The organism is Burkholderia diffusa, assembly GCF_001718315.1.
In the GTDB taxonomy this organism is placed as follows: domain Bacteria; phylum Pseudomonadota; class Gammaproteobacteria; order Burkholderiales; family Burkholderiaceae; genus Burkholderia; species Burkholderia diffusa_B.
The window spans coordinates 1845923-1861419 of sequence record NZ_CP013363.1 but is presented as its reverse complement, the minus strand read 5'-3'; the positions used below and the strand labels follow the sequence as shown (position 1 = coordinate 1861419).

The 15497-nt window shown below is 66.9% G+C and carries 16 protein-coding genes; 6 read left to right on the top strand and 10 right to left on the bottom strand.

All coding sequences use genetic code 11. From position 1 onward, the window contains the following. Positions 1–120: 120 nt before the first annotated feature. The 3 genes from WI26_RS23615 to WI26_RS23605 all read left to right on the top strand — a co-directional run bounded on the left by WI26_RS23615 (position 121) and on the right by WI26_RS23605 (position 3478). Positions 121–1410 carry an NAD(P)/FAD-dependent oxidoreductase gene (locus WI26_RS23615; RefSeq protein ID WP_069227370.1) on the top strand — a complete coding sequence of 430 codons (1290 nt, stop codon included), beginning with the start codon at positions 121–123 and terminating at the stop codon, positions 1408–1410. Between the two features lie 17 nt (positions 1411–1427). Further along, complete coding sequence (locus WI26_RS23610) at positions 1428–1985, top strand: helix-turn-helix domain-containing protein (protein ID WP_044847929.1); 558 nt, start codon at positions 1428–1430, stop codon at positions 1983–1985. 146 nt (positions 1986–2131) lie between these two features. Beyond that, the gene (locus WI26_RS23605) at positions 2132–3478 is read left to right on the top strand and encodes a glutamine synthetase family protein (RefSeq protein WP_069227369.1); all 1347 of its coding nucleotides are present in this window, start codon (positions 2132–2134) and stop codon (positions 3476–3478) included. A gap of 65 nt (positions 3479–3543) precedes the next feature. Here the strand turns inward: WI26_RS23605 and WI26_RS23600 are convergent, their stop codons facing one another. The 4 genes from WI26_RS23600 to WI26_RS23585 form a co-directional block, all read right to left on the bottom strand. Continuing rightward, complete coding sequence (locus tag WI26_RS23600; protein ID WP_069227368.1) at positions 3544–4059, bottom strand: GNAT family N-acetyltransferase; 516 nt, start codon at positions 4057–4059, stop codon at positions 3544–3546. Positions 4060–4162: 103 nt separating this feature from the next. Beyond that, positions 4163–4552 (bottom strand): lysozyme inhibitor LprI family protein, encoded by a 390-nt coding sequence (locus WI26_RS23595; RefSeq protein WP_069227367.1) that lies wholly within the window; start codon positions 4550–4552, stop codon positions 4163–4165. A 50-nt stretch (positions 4553–4602) separates the two neighbouring features. Then, positions 4603–5364 carry an N-acetylmuramoyl-L-alanine amidase family protein gene (locus WI26_RS23590; protein WP_069227366.1) on the bottom strand — a complete coding sequence of 254 codons (762 nt, stop codon included), beginning with the start codon at positions 5362–5364 and terminating at the stop codon, positions 4603–4605. A 290-nt stretch (positions 5365–5654) separates the two neighbouring features. After that, on the bottom strand, positions 5655–6107 hold the full coding sequence (locus tag WI26_RS23585; RefSeq protein ID WP_069227365.1) for a type II toxin-antitoxin system RatA family toxin: 453 nt from the start codon (positions 6105–6107) through the stop codon (positions 5655–5657). Between the two features lie 185 nt (positions 6108–6292). Here WI26_RS23585 and WI26_RS23580 point away from each other — a divergent pair, with 185 nt between their 5' ends. After that, positions 6293–7333 carry a bifunctional nicotinamide-nucleotide adenylyltransferase/Nudix hydroxylase gene (locus WI26_RS23580; RefSeq protein ID WP_059468342.1) on the top strand — a complete coding sequence of 347 codons (1041 nt, stop codon included), beginning with the start codon at positions 6293–6295 and terminating at the stop codon, positions 7331–7333. A gap of 74 nt (positions 7334–7407) precedes the next feature. After that, entirely contained in the window at positions 7408–8841 is a 1434-nt protein-coding gene (locus tag WI26_RS23575; RefSeq protein ID WP_069227364.1) for a nicotinate phosphoribosyltransferase, read from the top strand. 42 nt (positions 8842–8883) lie between these two features. Here the strand turns inward: WI26_RS23575 and WI26_RS23570 are convergent, their stop codons facing one another. Further along, entirely contained in the window at positions 8884–10341 is a 1458-nt protein-coding gene (locus WI26_RS23570) for a PLP-dependent aminotransferase family protein (RefSeq protein WP_081334335.1), read from the bottom strand. Between the two features lie 127 nt (positions 10342–10468). Here WI26_RS23570 and WI26_RS23565 point away from each other — a divergent pair, with 127 nt between their 5' ends. Continuing rightward, positions 10469–11356, top strand: a complete 888-nt coding sequence (locus WI26_RS23565) for a DMT family transporter (protein WP_069227362.1) — start codon at positions 10469–10471, stop codon at positions 11354–11356. A gap of 71 nt (positions 11357–11427) precedes the next feature. Here the strand turns inward: WI26_RS23565 and WI26_RS23560 are convergent, their stop codons facing one another. The 5 genes from WI26_RS23560 to WI26_RS23540 all read right to left on the bottom strand — a co-directional run bounded on the left by WI26_RS23560 (position 11428) and on the right by WI26_RS23540 (position 15396). Continuing rightward, positions 11428–11772, bottom strand: a complete 345-nt coding sequence (locus WI26_RS23560; RefSeq protein ID WP_069227361.1) for a DUF3088 domain-containing protein — start codon at positions 11770–11772, stop codon at positions 11428–11430. 77 nt (positions 11773–11849) lie between these two features. Then, positions 11850–13037, bottom strand: a complete 1188-nt coding sequence (metC, locus tag WI26_RS23555; RefSeq protein ID WP_069227360.1) for a cystathionine beta-lyase — start codon at positions 13035–13037, stop codon at positions 11850–11852. Positions 13038–13084: 47 nt separating this feature from the next. After that, positions 13085–13810 carry an amino acid ABC transporter ATP-binding protein gene (locus WI26_RS23550; protein WP_059468348.1) on the bottom strand — a complete coding sequence of 242 codons (726 nt, stop codon included), beginning with the start codon at positions 13808–13810 and terminating at the stop codon, positions 13085–13087. A 41-nt stretch (positions 13811–13851) separates the two neighbouring features. After that, on the bottom strand, positions 13852–14511 hold the full coding sequence (locus WI26_RS23545) for an amino acid ABC transporter permease (RefSeq protein ID WP_059509161.1): 660 nt from the start codon (positions 14509–14511) through the stop codon (positions 13852–13854). Positions 14512–14595: 84 nt separating this feature from the next. Further along, on the bottom strand, positions 14596–15396 hold the full coding sequence (locus WI26_RS23540; protein WP_059468350.1) for a transporter substrate-binding domain-containing protein: 801 nt from the start codon (positions 15394–15396) through the stop codon (positions 14596–14598). Positions 15397–15497: the final 101 nt, after the last annotated feature.

The following is a 15497-nucleotide window of genomic DNA, read 5'->3' as shown; positions in this document are numbered from 1 at the left end:
GCACTCGGCAAGGCTTTCATTTATCCAACGATGCGCGCCCTCAATCTCCCGCTTGCCTCCGTGAAATTGCCATGCTAATTTTTCATGAAATTATCCGGCGAGAATTTCACGGGAGTCCGCATGTTTGTGCAGTCCGACCGTCACGTCGCAAGCTACTACGCCGGCACCTACCCGGCGCCGATTCCGCAGCGGCCCGAACTGGACGAACGCATCGACGCAGACGTGCTGGTCGTCGGCGCGGGCTTCAGCGGGCTGCATACGGCATTGCGCCTCGCGCTCGCGGGCAAGCGCGTGGTCGTGCTCGAGGCGAGCCGCGTCGCGTGGGCCGCATCGGGCCGCAACGGCGGGCAGGCGCTGCTCGGCTGGTCGTGCGACATGCAGCCGCTCGAGGAATCGCTCGGCCGCGACGGCGCGCGCGTGCTGTGGGACAGCATGCGCTGGGCCGCGGCCGAAGTGCGCGAGCTGCCCGCGCGGCACGGCTTCGACATAGACTACCGGCCCGGCAGCCTGTGGGCCGCGGTGCGGCCGCGTCGCGTCGCGATGCTCGCGCAGGCGCGCGACGAGGCGGCGCAGCGCTGGGGCTACGACCGCCTGCGCGTGATCGGGCAGGACGAGATGCCCGAGTGGATCGGCAGCGCGCGCTATCTGGCCGCGCTCCATGATCCCGAGGCCGGCCATCTGAATCCGCTGAAGCTCGCGCTCGGTCTGGCGCGGACGATCGAACGGGCGGGCGGCCGCATCTTCGAGCAAAGCCGCGTGCTCGACTGTCGCGAGACGGCCGGCGGCCACGTCGCCCGCACCGCGCACGGCGAAGTGCGCGCGGACGTGCTGGTGCTCGCATGCAACGCATATGTCGACCGGCTCGATTCCGAACTGTCGCGCCGGTTGCTGCCGGTCGGCACGTACCAGGTCGCGACCGTGCCGCTCGCGCTGGAGGTCGCCCGCTCGCTGCTGCCGCGCAACAGTTGCGTGATCGACAACCAGTTCGTGCCCGACTACTTCCGCCTGAGCCCCGACAACCGCCTGCTGTTCGGCGGCGGCTGCACGTATCTCGGCGGGATTCCGGCCGACATCGCGGCCGCGACGCGCCCGCACCTCGAGCGCGTGTTCCCGCAACTGGCCGGCGTGCCGCTCGACTACGCGTGGGGCGGTCACATCGACATCAGCATGCGACGCACGCCGGACATCGGCCGTCGCGGCCAGCGTTTCTGGCTGCAGGGCTTCTCGGGACACGGCGTGCTGCCGACGCTCGCCGGCGCGCGCGCGGTCGCCGATGCCGTGCTCGGCGACGATCGCCTGCTTGCGCAGTACCAGCGCATCCGCAACCCGCGCTTCCCCGGCGGCGGCCGCCTGGCCGCGCCGCTGGAAGCGATCGGCAAGGCCTGGTACCGTTTGCGCGATACCGTCTGACGCACCCGGAATCCATCATGAACGAACAGGAAGAGATAGAAAGTCTGGCGATCCTGATCCGCGATCTGCGCAAGCATCGCAAGGTCACGCTCAACGATCTCGCGGAACGGATCGGCCGCTCGGTCGGTTTTCTGTCGCAGGTCGAGCGCGGGCTGTCGCGCCCGACGGTCGCTGATCTCACCGCGATCGGCGAGGCGCTCGGCGTGCCGACCACGTATTTCTACAGTCTCAGCAAACCGCGCAGCGTGCCGTGGGTCACGCGGCCCGACGAGCGGCGCACCGTGTATTACGCGGCCGGCATCACGGACATCCTCGTGTCGCCGAACATGCGTTCGCGGTTCTCGATCCTGGAGAGCCATCTTGCGCCCGGCGCGAGTAGCGGCGAGCGCTCCGTCGACGACAGCGACGAGCAGGGTGGATTCGTGCTCGAAGGAGAACTGACGATCTGGATCGATGGCGACGACACACCCGTCACGCTCGGCCCGAACGACGCATTTCAGCTTCCCGCGCACAAGCGGTTTCGGTACGCGAACCTGGGCGATGCGCCCGCGCGCGTGATCTGGGTGTTTACCTGAGCTTTACGGCGGCGGCCCGAGGGGGCGTCGTGCCGTTCCGCCGGTTTGCAGTACTGATCGACAGCTGGCATGTGACGTGCCGCGTGCCGATGAGTCCGGTTCGCCGCGTCGCGGCACCGCCATACAAGACATGGAAAGGATGAGACATGGCTGACGTCGTTCCCGTGCTGGTCGATGAAATCCGCGCATTCCGGCAGGCGCATCCCGAGATTCGTTATGTCGACCTGATCTGTCTCGACCTGCCGGGCCATTTCTACGGCAAGCGTTATCCGATCGATGCGCTCGAGAAGGTCGCGTCGGGTTCGCTGCTGAAGCTGCCGCAGAACTGCGTGCTGCTCGGCACGCAGGGCGGCCTCTACAAGATCGGCGATTACTGCTTCAACGACGGCGATCCGGACGCGCCGCGACGCCTGATTCCCGGCACGCTGAAGCTGGTGCGCTGGGAGCGGCAGCCGCTCGCGCAGATGCTGATCAGCTCCGACGGCACGGATGCGCCGATCGAGTTCGAACCGCGCGAAGTGCTGGCGCGCGTGCTGCGGCGGTTCGCGGCGCGCGGCATCCGGCCGGTCGTCGCGTTCGAGCTCGAGTTCTACCTGTTCGCCGCGCAGCTCGCCAACGGGATGCCGCAGTATCCGCGCGATCGCCTGAGCGACGACCGCGACGACCAGCCGAACATGCACATCGAACGCCTGTCGCGGTTTTCCGACGTGCTGCACGAGATGGTCGAGGCCGCGTGCGAGCAGGGCGTCGACGCGACAGTGATCACGGCCGAGCTCGGGCCGGGCCAGTTCGAGATCAACTTCGGCCATACCGACGACGCGTTGCGCGCGGCCGACTGGTCGGCGCTGTTCTGCCGCAGCACGCGCGGCGTCGCGTTGCAGCATGGCTATCGCGCGAGCTTCATGGGCAAGCCGTATCTGCATGCGCCGGGCAGCGGGATGCACGTTCACGTGAGCCTGTACGACGACGCAGGCCGCAACCTGCTCGCGGCGGACGGGCAGCGGCCGCTGCGGCATGCGGTGGCTGGCTGCCTCGCGCTGCTGCCGCACTGCATGCCGGTGTTCGCGCCGAATCACAATGCGTTCCGGCGCTATGGATCGATGGTGAATGCGGCGAGTCGTGCAAGTTGGGGCTTCGAGGATCGCGATGCGTGCATCCGGATTCCGGAATCGGATGCGCGGAATCTGCGCATCGAGCATCGGCTCGCAAGCGCGGACGCGAATCCGTACCTCGTGCTCGCGGCGATCCTCAGCGGGATGGAGCACGGGCTCGACGCACGGCTCGAACCGATCGCGCCGCTCAATGACGATCGCGGCAGCGGAATCGATTTTCCGAAGGAGATGCTGTCGGCCGTCGCGGCGATGCAGGATCACGCGATCGTGCGTGAAGGGCTCGGCAGCGAGTTCGTGATGGTGTATTGCGAGAACAAGCGGCAGGAGGAGCTGGATTTTCGCAACGAGATCGGAGCGCGGGAGTATCGGTGGTTTCTGTGACGGCGTGACGCGTGACTTCGCCGCGAGGCGGCGGCAATCCGACGGGAAAGGAACTGAAGGCGTCGCTAAGGAAGCGCGCGCCAATAGCGGATTTCCTTGATCGGCACACCGTCGATCTCGAACGTCTTGGCATCGCGCTCGGCGACGAAACCTTCGCGTTCGTAGAACGCTTTCGCGCGCCGGTTTTCGACGAGCACCCACAGAGACACCCACTCATGCCCCGCGTCATGCAGCGATCGGCGCGCATGGGCGACCAGCGCGGCACCGATTCCCTGGCCGCAATGCGACGGATGCAGATAGATCGCTCCGATTTCGCCCCAGGTGGAATCCTTGTCGGTGTCGCGCGTCGGACCATAGGTGATCCAGCCCCTCGGTTCGCCTTCCGTGAACGCGAGTGCGACATGTGGCCGTCCGGCGTCGAACACGTCGCGCCAGACGGTGGTGCGCTGTTCGACCGACAGGCCGGCGAGGTACGAGGCAGGCACGATGCCTGGGTAGGTGGCGCGCCACGATGCGACGTGAATTTCGGCGATGGCCGGTGCGTCGACGGGCGTTGCGGCGCGGATGTCGATCGTCGTCATGTTCGATGTCGTCGATATGCCATCGGATTGCCGAATGACGGATAGTGCACGAAAGAAGGCGCCGTGCCGCGAATCGACTCGCGGCACGGTACCCGAGCAGCCGTTACTCGCCGAGCTTCGCCGTCACGCACCCGGTGCTCGAGCACTCGCGCTCGCGTTCGCGCAGGAACGACAGGCGGGACTGCGTCGCATCGATCGCGCATTGCAGGTTCACGAGGTAGCCATCGTCGCGCGTCTCGCTGCAGCGATCGTCGCGCTGCTTCATCCACGCGAGCTGCCCCGTCTTCAGCTTCGCCTGCTGGTCACCGCTCAGCTGTTTGCGCACGCGGCCGTATTCGTCGTTCAGCTCACGGTCGAGTTGCGAGAACTCGTTGCTGCTGCAGTACACCTGGTCGAACGCACTGCGCGGCTTGCCGCAGCCGGCCGCATGCGCGGCGAACGGAACGGCGAGCGCGAGCAGCGCGCACGATACGAGCAGATTCTTCTTCTTCATGGTGGTGCTCCTCACTGGGTGAAAACCGTTGAAACCGACCGGCATCGCGTTTACCGGACTGCCGTACACGCGTCGATCCCGCCCGCGATCGCGGTGGCGAGGCGCTGGATTGTCTCGCGCTGAGCGAGACGCTTTTCCTCGTCGGGATTGACGATCACGCCGGCCTCGACCAGCACGGCGGGAATCGGCGCGGTGCGCAGCACGACGAGATCGTCGAAGCGGTGGATGCCGAGTTGCGGATCGATCAGCGGACGGTTCTCGCCCTTGATCGGCTGCGCGTGATATAGCGACGGCCGTTCGCCGGCCGCGACCAGCCGCTCGGCGATCGCCTTCGCGCAACGCAGGCTTTCCGCGTAGTGCGGATTGCGCTCCGACACGAACACGGCGAAACCGCGGAATTCACGTTGCCGGCCCGCATCGATGAACTGCTGCTGCATCGAATCGTGATGGATCGACACGAACAGGTTAGCGTCGGGCGCCTGCGTCGAGCGTTGGTCGAGCGCGATCTCGCGGCCGTCGGCCGACGTGCGCAGTACGCGATCGCCGTGCGCGGCGAGCTTCTCCGCGACGGCACTGGACAGGTCGAGGTTGTACCGGTATTCGACGCGGCCGCTCGCGCCGGTGGCTCCCGGATGGGCCGGCGTATGGCCGGTGTCGACGACGACATAGCGGCCGGAGGCCGGCTGCGCATCCGGGCTCGCGGCATCGGCCGCATGCGGCGCCAGCGGCGCGCCCAGCAACGGGGCGCACGCGAGCAGGCGCGCGGCGGCGCGCACGAACGGGCGAAGGCGTCGAACGGTTCGGTTTGTCATTATTGTTGTTGAGGAGGATATGCGGCGCGTCGCATGGCGCGCGCCGTCGGCCTGCTCAATGCAGTCGGAATGTCGCGCGATTATAGCGGTTGCCGGCGGCGCCGCAATGACCGCTGCGGCTCGGAGTCGGGGACCGGCAATCAGCCGAGCATGCGTCGGGCGGCGAGCATGCCGCGTCCGGCGAGTGGTGCGCACCACCGCGCAGCCCGAGACGCTTCTCGCCAACGCCGCACGCGGCACGCATGCACGGGTCCGGCAACAGGTGACGCGCGGCCTCGCGTGAGCGACGCTCAGTGCGGCAACGCTTCCGCTTCGGCCCAGCGCTTGAACGAATCGAGACGCCGGCGCGTGTGCACGAGATAGAACGCGCCGATCAGCGGTTCGAGCAGCCAGCGCAGCCAGGACGGCTGCGCGCGGAAGTGGTACGTGAACTTCACTTCGGTCGTGCCTGGCGTGCGTTCGGTGAAATTCCAGCTGCCGCTGAAGCATTCGAGCACTTTCGGCCCGTCGACCATTTCGACGGCCGCGACCTGCGGCGGACGATACGACGTGTAGCGCGACACCATCGTCGCGCCCGACTGGCTGCGGCAGAACGCGTCGACGCCGACGTCGGCCGTCATCCCGTCGAGCAGATACGCGTCGGCGAGGAAGCTGTCCCACACGAGACGCCGCGCGTAGTCCTGCGACCACGTGAAGAGGCGTCTGCGATCGACACCGACGATCCGGCTGACAGAGATCCTCATGATGGGTGGCGGAGCGCAACGCGCGGATTGGGATGACATCGAGTGTACCGCGCCGGCGTCGCGCATTTCTTCAGACTTCGTCAAGTTGAGCACGTGCTCGATTGACCTTCTCCGGGAATTCACCTACGATCGATTCCATGCCTTCGGGACAGACCCGAAGCGTTTCAATCTCTTGAGGGAGCCTCATGAGTACGCAACAGAACCGGCGCTTCGACGCGCTCGTTTTCATTGGTCGTTTCCAGCCCCCGCATCGTGGTCACCTGAACGTGCTGAAGTCGGCACTGAGCCGGGCCGAGCGCGTGTGCGTGCTGATCGGGTCGACCGACAAGCCCCGCACCATCAAGGATCCGTTCTCGTTCGACGAGCGCTGCCAGATGCTGGCTTCGCTGCTCGAGCCGTCGGAGCGCGAGCGCGTGACGGTCGCGCCCGTGCAGGATTCGACGTACAACGATGGCGACTGGGTGCGCTGGGTGCAGGATGCCGTGGCCGCCGCGCTCGGCGACGTCGCGCAGCGCAAGGTCGGGCTGATCGGGCACGAGAAGGACGCTACATCGTATTACCTGCGGATGTTCCCGCAATGGGAGCTCGTCGACGTCGACGCGACCGAAGACATTTCCGCCACAGAAATCCGCGACCAGTATTTCGCCGAACGCACCAACAGCTTCGTGCAATGGGCCGTGCCGGAACCCGTGTTCGGCTGGCTCGAGCATTTCCGCACGCAACCGGAATTCGCGCAGCTGAAGGCCGAGGCCGAATTCATCGCCGCGTATCGCAAGGCATGGTCCGCCGCGCCGTATCCGGTCACGTTCGTGACGGTCGACGCGGTGGTCGTGCATTCGGGCCACATCCTGCTCGTGCGCCGGCGCAGCGAACCGGGCCGCGGCCTGTGGGCGCTGCCGGGCGGGTTCGTGAACCAGGACGAGCGGCTCGATGCGGCGTGCATCCGCGAACTGCGCGAGGAAACCGGCCTGAAGCTGCCGGAGCCCGTGCTGCGCGGCTCGATCAAGGATCGCCAGGTGTTCGATCATCCGTTCCGCTCGCTGCGCGGCCGCACGATCACGCACGCATGCCTGTTCAACTTCCCGACCGGCGAACTGCCGCGCGTGAAGGGCAGCGACGACGCCGACAAGGCGCGCTGGGTGCCGCTCAACGAATTCGCGCAGATGCGCAACGTGATGTTCGAGGATCACTTCGAGATCGCGTATCACTTCCTGGGGAAGCTGTGACACGCTGATTCCCCGGAATCCGGTCCGCCGCGACAGACGCGGCGGCACTTCAACGGCCTAGAGGAGCTCTAGCCATGCAAAACGATCCCGGCGGCTTTGCCGCGGTTCTCGCCAATCCGATCCTCAACACGGATTCGTACAAGGCTTCCCACTTTCTTCAATATCCGCCCGACGCGCAGGCGATGTTCTCGTACATCGAGTCGCGCGGCGGCCGCTACGACCGCACGCTGTTCTTCGGCCTGCAGATGCTGCTGAAGGAATATCTGTGCCGGCCCGTCACGCACGCGATGATCGACGACGCCCGTGGTTTCTTCGCGGTGCATGGCGAGCCGTTCAACGAGGACGGCTGGCGCCATATCGTCGAGCACTACGGCGGCTATCTGCCGGTGAAGATTCGCGCGGTGCCCGAGGGTTCGATCGTGCCGGTGCATAACGTGCTGATGACCGTCGAATGCGACGACCCGAAGGTGTTCTGGCTCGCGTCGTATCTGGAGACGATGCTGCTGCGCGTGTGGTATCCGGTGACGGTCGCGACGCGCAGCTGGCACCTTCGGCAGACGATCCGGCGCTTTCTCGAGAAGACCGACGACGATCTCGCGCAACTGCCGTTCAAGTTGCACGACTTCGGCGCGCGAGGCGTATCGAGCGCGGAATCGGCCGCGATCGGCGGCGCCGCGCATCTCGTGAGCTTCATGGGTTCGGACACGGTGCTCGGCGTGCTGGCCGCGAACCGCTTCTATCGCGAGCCGATGGCCGCGTATTCGGTGCCGGCGGCCGAGCACAGCACGATCACGTCGTGGGGGCGCGAGCACGAAGCCGACGCGTATCGCAACATGATTGCCCGCTTCGGCCTGCCCGGGGGAATCGTGTCGGTCGTGTCGGACTCCTACGATCTGTTCGCAGCGCTCGAGATGTGGGGCGGCGAGCTTCGGCAAGCCGTGCTCGGTTCGGGCGCGACGCTGGTCGTGCGTCCCGATTCGGGCGACCCAGTGGCGATCGTGCTGCAGACCGTGCGCGCGCTCGACGCATCGTTCGGTTCGTGCGTAAACGGCAAGGGACGGCGCGTGCTGAACAGTGTGCGCGTGATCCAGGGCGACGGCGTCGACGAGCTGTCGATCGAAGCGATTCTCTCCGCGCTCGACGATGCAGGCTATGCGGCCGGCAACGTCGTGTTCGGCATGGGCGGTGCGCTGCTTCAGCAGGTGAACCGCGACACGCAGCGCTTCGCGATGAAGTGCTCGGCGATCCGTCGCGGCGACGTGTGGCACGACGTCCGCAAGGATCCGGTCACCGATCGGGGCAAGCGTTCGAAGAAGGGAAGGCTCACATTGCTGCGCAATCGGCGCACGGGCGAGTATCGGACCGCGACACTGCCCGTTGCATGGGACGACCGCGCGCTGGAAGGCGAATGGGACGATGCGCTCGAAACGGTGTTCGATACCGGGCGAATGCCGGTCGATACCACGTTCGCCGAGGTGCGGGCGAGGGCGCACGCGGCGGAAGCGTGAGTGCGACGGCGGGGCGTTCGTGCGCCCCGCAGCCCAGGATGCTCATCGGTCGCCGGCTAGCGTGCGGTCGCCGCGTTCCGCCGTACGCGCCATGTCCATCGCCCGCGCCAGCGCATCGAACACGGCTGGCCCCTTGCAGCGCGACACGTTGAAGCGCATGAACGACGTCGCGCCATGCGATGCACTGAACACGTTGCCCGGTGCGAGCACCACATCGCGGTCGAGTGCATGGCGCGCCACGCGTGCGGCATCGAGCCCGTCGGGCAGTTCCGCCCAGACGAATAGGCCGCCGCGCGGTTCGGTCCAGATCCCGAGCCCGGCGCGCGTGAGCCGCCGGATCGTTTCGCCCATCGCATCGGCCAGTTGCGCACGCAGACCGTCGAGATGGCGCCGGTAGGTGCCGTCGACCAGCAGCCGGTGCACGACGTTCGCGCCGATCTGCGCATTGCCGAACGACGTTGCGAGCTTAAGGTCGACGAGCGCGTCGATCCATTCGGGGCGCGCGGCCACATAGCCGCAGCGGATCGCGGCCGATAGCGTCTTCGAGAAGCTGCCGATCGACACGACGCGCGACAGCCCGTCGAATGCCGCGAGGCGCGGCGCGGGCGTGCTCTCGAAATCCGCGAAGATGTCGTCCTCGACAATCAGCAGGCCATGCTCGGCCGCCAGCGTCAGCAGCCGGTGCGCGACCGGCGGCGCGAGCGTTGCGCCGGTCGGGTTGTGCAGCGCCGCGTTGGTGATGTACAGGCGCGGCCGATGCTCGGCGAGCACCTGCTCGAAGCGTGCGAGATCGGGGCCGTTGGGCGTGTACGGCACGCTGACGATACGCGCGCGATGCGCACGCAGCAGCGCCTGGAAGTTGAAGTAGCACGGATCGTCAAGCACGACGGTGTCGCCGGGCTCCAGCAGCAGCCTGCACACGAGATCGAGCGCGTGCGTGCCGCCGTCGGTCAGCATGATCTGCGCGGGCTCCGCATGGACGCCGTGCTGCGCGAGCCGCCACGCCAGCTGCTGGCGCAACGCGGGCAGACCGAGTGGTGTCGCGTAGTCGGTCAGCGCGTCGGGTTCGTCGCGCGACACCGCGCGCAGCGCGCGTCGCAGGCTCTCGTCCGGCAGCCACGACGACGGCAACCAGCCGCAGCCGGGCTTCACCGAGCTCGGCGCCGCCTCGAGGGCCTGGCGCGACAGCCACAGCGGATCGAGTTCGCGATCGAGGCGCGGGCCGAGTTCGGCGAGCGCGAGCGGCGGCGCGTGGCCCGACACGTAGAAGCCGGAGCCGCGCCGTGCGACGAGCACGCCTTCGCTCGCGAGCCGCTCGTATGCATCGACGACGGTCGATTTCGATACGTGCAGCGCGTCGGCCATCATCCGGATCGACGGCACGCGCGCGCCGGACATCAGCGCGCGGCTCGCGATCCGTGCGCGCAGCGTATCCATCACGGTTTCCACGCGCGTGCGCGACGGCGCGGGCGGAACAGGGGCTTGCACGGGACGGCTCATGGCGAGAGAGGGAACTGTACGGACGGTTGTCCAGTACAGTTTGTCCGAATTGTATTGGGCTGTAGCTTACGCGCTTTTCACGGGCGGCGGATCATCGGTCATCCACTTTTTCCGATCAGGATTTCCCGTGCAAAAGACGACCGACGGATGGCTCAGCGGCCTGCTGGGCGTGATCATCTTCAGTGGTTCGCTGCCCGCGACGCGCGTCGCCGTGCAGGGGCTCGACCCGCTGTTCCTCACGTTCGCGCGCGCGACGATCGCCGGCGTGCTCGGCCTGATCCTGCTCGTTGCGCTGAAGCAGAAGCGGCCCACGCGAGCCGAGACCGCGTCGCTCGGCGTCGTCGCGCTCGGGGTCGTGGTCGGTTTTCCGCTGCTGACGGCGCTCGCGCTCAAGCATGTGACGTCCGCACACGCGATCGTGTTCGTCGGGCTGCTGCCGCTCGCGACCGCGCTGTTCGGTGTCTGGCGTGGCGGCGAACGGCCGCGGCTGCCGTTCTGGATCTTCTCGCTAGTTGGCAGTGGTGCGGTGGCAGCATTCGCGCTGCGCAACGGCGCAAGCGCATCGGTGGTGGGCGATGCGTTGATGCTGGCCGCGATCGTCGCGTGCGGGCTCGGCTATGCGGAAGGCGCGCGCCTGTCGCGCCAGCTCGGCGGCTGGCAGGTGATTTCGTGGGCGCTCGTGCTGTCGCTGCCGGTGATGCTGCCGGCCGCGTGGTTCACGTGGCCCGCGACGTTCGACGGCGTCGACGCCGCGGCGCTGTGGGGGCTCGCGTATGTGTCCCTGTTCAGCATGCTGATCGGCTTCGTGTTCTGGTATCGCGGCCTAGCCCTCGGCGGGATCGCGGGCGTCGGCCAACTTCAGTTGCTGCAACCGTTCTTCGGTTTCCTTCTCGCGGCCGGGCTGCTGCACGAGACGGTGCCGCCGTCGATGCTTGCCGTGACGGTCGTGGTTGTCGGCTGCGTCGCGGGTGCGAAGTACTTCTCGAAGATGCCGCCCGTGCAGCGCGCGGGCTGACGCGCCGGCGCGCGACGACGTGACGGGGGGCTTACCCGTTCGCCGTCGCGCGTGCGCGGCCGCCGGCGTGCTTACGCGACGTGCGCGACGCCGTATTGCGAGGACAGGTAGCGCCGGATATCGGCCGGCGAATCGATGAAGCGGCGGCCGTTGTGTTCGCGAATTCCGATCGCGTCGTCCTTCGGCGCGTGCCCGTCGCCGAGCACGAGCACCGGCGCCGACTGATTGTCCTCGCCGATCAGCGCGACGATCGGCTGGCGCGGCCGTGGCGCGTCGACATACTCGACCGAGACGGCGTCGCGCAACTGCGGATAGAAACTCAGCAGCCCTTCGACGGCAACCGAGTCGCCGCAGTAGAACGGACCTTCGGAGTCCTTGAAAAAACCCGGACGGAGAATGAACAGCGTGTCTTTCATGATGGCCTCGCTATCAGTGGTGGTCGAACGTTGAAAAAAAGGGGCGTGCGGGGGCGAAGTATGCGATGCGCCCGACGTCAGACTTCCGCGAGCGCGGCCGCGGCGGCGCGCATTCTTGCGAACCCGGCGTCGAGGTCGGCGATCATGTCGTCCGGATGCTCGAGCCCTGCGTGGATGCGCAGCAGCGGTCCGGCCGGCAGCCATTGCGTCGCGGTGCGGTGGCGCGACGGATTCGACGGGATGATCAGGCTCTCGAAGCCGCCCCAGCTGTAGCCCATGCCGAAGCACGTCATGCCGTCGAGCAGCGCACGCACGGCATCGTCGGGCTGCGGATGCAGCACCAGGCCGAACAATCCGCATGCGCCCGTGAAGTCGCGCTGCCACAGCGCGTGGCCGGCATCGCCCGGCCGGGCCGGATACAGGATCTGCGCGACTTCCGGCCGCCGCGCGAGCCATTCGGTCAGCACGTGCGCGTTGCGCTGGTGGCGTTCGAGGCGTACCGACAGCGTACGCAGACCGCGCAGCGCGAGATACGCATCGTCGCCGCTGACGGTCATGCCAAGCTGCCGGTAGCAGCGTGTGACCTTCGGCGCGAGCGCGTCGGTCGTCAGGATCACGCCCATCAGCACGTCGGAGTGTCCGGCGATGTACTTGGTCGCCGCGTGAATCGACACGTCGACGCCATGCGAGAACGAGTGGAAATTCAGCGGCGTGCCCCATGTGTTGTCGAGCAGCACGACCGCATCGTGCTGGTGCGCGACGCGGCAGATCGCGGGAATATCCTGCACCTCGAACGTCAGCGAGCCCGGCGATTCGGTAAAGACCGCGCGCGTGTTCGGCCGCATCAGCGACGCGATGCCCGCGCCGATCGACGGATCGTAGTACGTCGTCTCGATGCCCAGGCGCGCGAGCGTCTCGTCGCAGAACGAACGGGTCGGGTCGTACACCGAGTCGGCCATCAGCAGATGGTCGCCGGGATCGAGCACCGCGAGCAGCGCGGTCGTGATCGCGCTCAGCCCGCTCGGCGTGAGCAGCGCGGTGTGCGCGCCTTCGAGGCGCGCGAGCGCCTTTTCGAGCGCCCGCGTGGTCGGGCTGCCATGGCGACCGTACGCGAGCGGCGTGCCGCGCACCGCGTCGAGCGCGTCGGTGCCGTGAAAGAGCAGCGTCGATTGGCGATACACGGGCGGGTTTACCGGCGAGCCGGGCTGACCGTGTGCGCGGCCTTCGTGAGCGAGCAGGGTGTCGGTCGAATGCGGTTGGTTCAAGATGTCGTCCTTTGAAAGTCGGTCAAGTCGGAGAGGCTGTCGCGCGGTCAGTGCAGGATCTTGTCGAGGAAGTCGCGCGCGCGTTCGGAGCGCGGCGCGGCGAAGAATGCCTCGCTCGCAGCATCCTCGACCACCGCACCCTGGTCCATGAAGATCACGCGATGCGCGACCTTCCTCGCGAAGCCCATCTCGTGCGTGACGCAAACCATCGTCATGCCGTCGCGCGCGAGCTCCACCATCACGTCGAGCACTTCGTTGATCATCTCGGGATCGAGCGCGGAGGTCGGCTCGTCGAACAGCATCGCGACGGGGTTCATCGACAGCGCGCGTGCAATCGCGACGCGTTGCTGCTGCCCGCCCGACAACTGCCCCGGATACTTGTGCGCGTGCGCCCTCAGGCCGACGCGATCGAGCAACTTCATCGCGTTCTCGATCGCTTCGTCCTTGCGGCGGCCGAGCACCTTCACCTGCGCGAGCGTCAGGTTGTCGGTGATCGACAAATGCGGGAACAGCTCGAAATGCTGGAACACCATGCCGACGCGCGCACGCAGTTGCGCGAGTTTCGCGGCGGGATCGCCGAGCCGCATGCCGTCGACGACGATGCTGCCCTTCTGGAACGGCTCGAGACCGTTGATCGTCTTGATCAGTGTCGACTTGCCGGAGCCGGACGGCCCGCAGACGACGACCACTTCGCCTTTCGATACCGCCGCGCTGCATTCGGAAAGGACCTGATGCTTGCCATACCACTTCGAAACGTTGTCGAGCGTAATCATGGTTGTCCGTGGTTGAGGTTCGGGTTGAACGGTGCACATGCTCAATGCGTGGACGGCAGCGAGAGGCGCGTCTCGACGCGGCCCTGCAGTCGCGTGAGCAGCGTGCTCAGCACCCAGTAGATCGCGGCCGCCGCGAGGTAAAGCGGCAGCGGCTGGAACGTCGCGGCGATCACTTCCTGCGTCGAGCGCAGCAACTCGGTGACGGTGATGACGGACACGAGCGACGTGTCCTTGATCAGGCTGATCAGCGTGTTGCCGAGGCTCGGCACCGCGAGGCGCAGCGCCTGCGGGCAGACGATGTAGCGCAGCGTCTGCACGTGCGTGAGGCCGAGGCTGTGCGCGGCTGCCCATTGTCCGCGGCCTATGCCGAGGATCGCGCCGCGCATGCTTTCCGACAGGTACGCACCGGCGTTGAGCGTGAGCGTGAAGATGCCGGCCGTCGTCGGGTCGAGCGTGATGCCGAGATCGGGCAGCCCGTAGTAGACGACGAACATCTGCACCAGCAGCGGCGTGCCGCGCATCAGGCTCACGTAGCCTTGCGCGAAACCGGACGCGAACCGATTGCTGCCGATCCGCATGATCGCGACCACGAGCCCGACGACGAGGCCGAGCGCCATCGACGCCACCGCGAATTTCAGCGTGAGCAGTGCGCCCTTCACCATTACGGGCAGGGTTTGAATGACCAGATCGAGTGCTTCCATCGCGTGTCTCCTGATTGTGTGTCGTATGCCGCCGATGCGGCGGCCGGCCCGCGCGTGCATGCGCGCGGACGCGTGACGGCTGCGTTACTGCGCGATCGGTTTCGTCGTGTCCGAGCCGAACCACTGCATCGAGATTTTTTTCAGCGTGCCGTCCTGTTGCAGCGACGCGACCGCGTCGTCGATCGCCTTTGCGAACTTCGGGTTGCCCTTGCGGAACGGGATTCCCATCCGGTCCTCGCCGCCGGCGAGTGTGGCGCCGGGGCGCAGCGGCAGGTGCGAGTTCTTGATCAGATAGCTCAGCATCAGGCGGTCGTTGACTGCCGCATCGATGCGACCCGCCGCGAGGTCGCGCAGGTTCTCCGGTGTGCCCGGATAGACCTGCAGGTCTATCGCGGGCACGGTCTTCACCAGATCGACGTAGTTGCTGCCCATCGTCACGCCGACCTTCTTGCCCTTCAGCTCGTCGAGCGACTTGAACGCGCGCGCGTCGTTCTGGCGCTGCAGCAGCTGCGCGGACGAATACACATAGGGCGTGCTGAAGTCGAGTGCCTGCTGGCGCGCCGGCGTGATCGCGACCTGGTTGACGATCACGTCGAACTTGCCGGCCTGCAGCCCCGCGAGAATCCCGCTCCATTCGGTCGTCACGAACTGCGGCTTCACGCCGAGCCGTGCGGCGACCGCCTTCGCGACGTCGACGTCGAATCCTTCGAGTTGTCCTTCGGCATTGCGGTAGTCGAACGGCGGGTAAGTGCCTTCGAGTGCGATCTTCAGCACGCCGGCCTGCTTGACGGTGTCGAGCAGGTCCGCCGCGTGCGATGCCGTGGCCGTCACGCAGAGAAGGGCGGCGACGAGGCCTTGCTTGAGCGTCGAGGTGAAGGGCTTCATGGTTGTCTCCGGTGTCGTTGTCGAAACGTCGTTGTCGAAAATTCAGGATGAGCGCGTCCGCGGCGACGCGGGCGTCGCCGTGGGCGGGAAGCGGGAAACAG

Excerpts from the sequence above, each read along its gene's own strand:
- WI26_RS23540 (WP_059468350.1), bottom strand. The coding sequence starts at position 15,396 with ATGAAGCCCTTCACCTCGACGCTCAAGCAAGGCCTCGTCGCCGCCCTT.
- WI26_RS23595 (WP_069227367.1), bottom strand. The coding sequence starts at position 4,552 with ATGAAGAAGAAGAATCTGCTCGTATCGTGCGCGCTGCTCGCGCTCGCC.
- WI26_RS23550 (WP_059468348.1), bottom strand. The coding sequence starts at position 13,810 with ATGATTACGCTCGACAACGTTTCGAAGTGGTATGGCAAGCATCAGGTC.
- WI26_RS23570 (WP_081334335.1), bottom strand. The coding sequence starts at position 10,341 with ATGAGCCGTCCCGTGCAAGCCCCTGTTCCGCCCGCGCCGTCGCGCACG.
- WI26_RS23590 (WP_069227366.1), bottom strand. The coding sequence starts at position 5,364 with ATGACAAACCGAACCGTTCGACGCCTTCGCCCGTTCGTGCGCGCCGCC.
- WI26_RS23545 (WP_059509161.1), bottom strand. The coding sequence starts at position 14,511 with ATGGAAGCACTCGATCTGGTCATTCAAACCCTGCCCGTAATGGTGAAG.
- WI26_RS23615 (WP_069227370.1), top strand. The coding sequence starts at position 121 with ATGTTTGTGCAGTCCGACCGTCACGTCGCAAGCTACTACGCCGGCACC.
- WI26_RS23580 (WP_059468342.1), top strand. The coding sequence starts at position 6,293 with ATGAGTACGCAACAGAACCGGCGCTTCGACGCGCTCGTTTTCATTGGT.
- WI26_RS23560 (WP_069227361.1), bottom strand. The coding sequence starts at position 11,772 with ATGAAAGACACGCTGTTCATTCTCCGTCCGGGTTTTTTCAAGGACTCC.
- WI26_RS23585 (WP_069227365.1), bottom strand. The coding sequence starts at position 6,107 with ATGAGGATCTCTGTCAGCCGGATCGTCGGTGTCGATCGCAGACGCCTC.
- WI26_RS23575 (WP_069227364.1), top strand. The coding sequence starts at position 7,408 with ATGCAAAACGATCCCGGCGGCTTTGCCGCGGTTCTCGCCAATCCGATC.
- WI26_RS23610 (WP_044847929.1), top strand. The coding sequence starts at position 1,428 with ATGAACGAACAGGAAGAGATAGAAAGTCTGGCGATCCTGATCCGCGAT.
- WI26_RS23600 (WP_069227368.1), bottom strand. The coding sequence starts at position 4,059 with ATGACGACGATCGACATCCGCGCCGCAACGCCCGTCGACGCACCGGCC.
- WI26_RS23605 (WP_069227369.1), top strand. The coding sequence starts at position 2,132 with ATGGCTGACGTCGTTCCCGTGCTGGTCGATGAAATCCGCGCATTCCGG.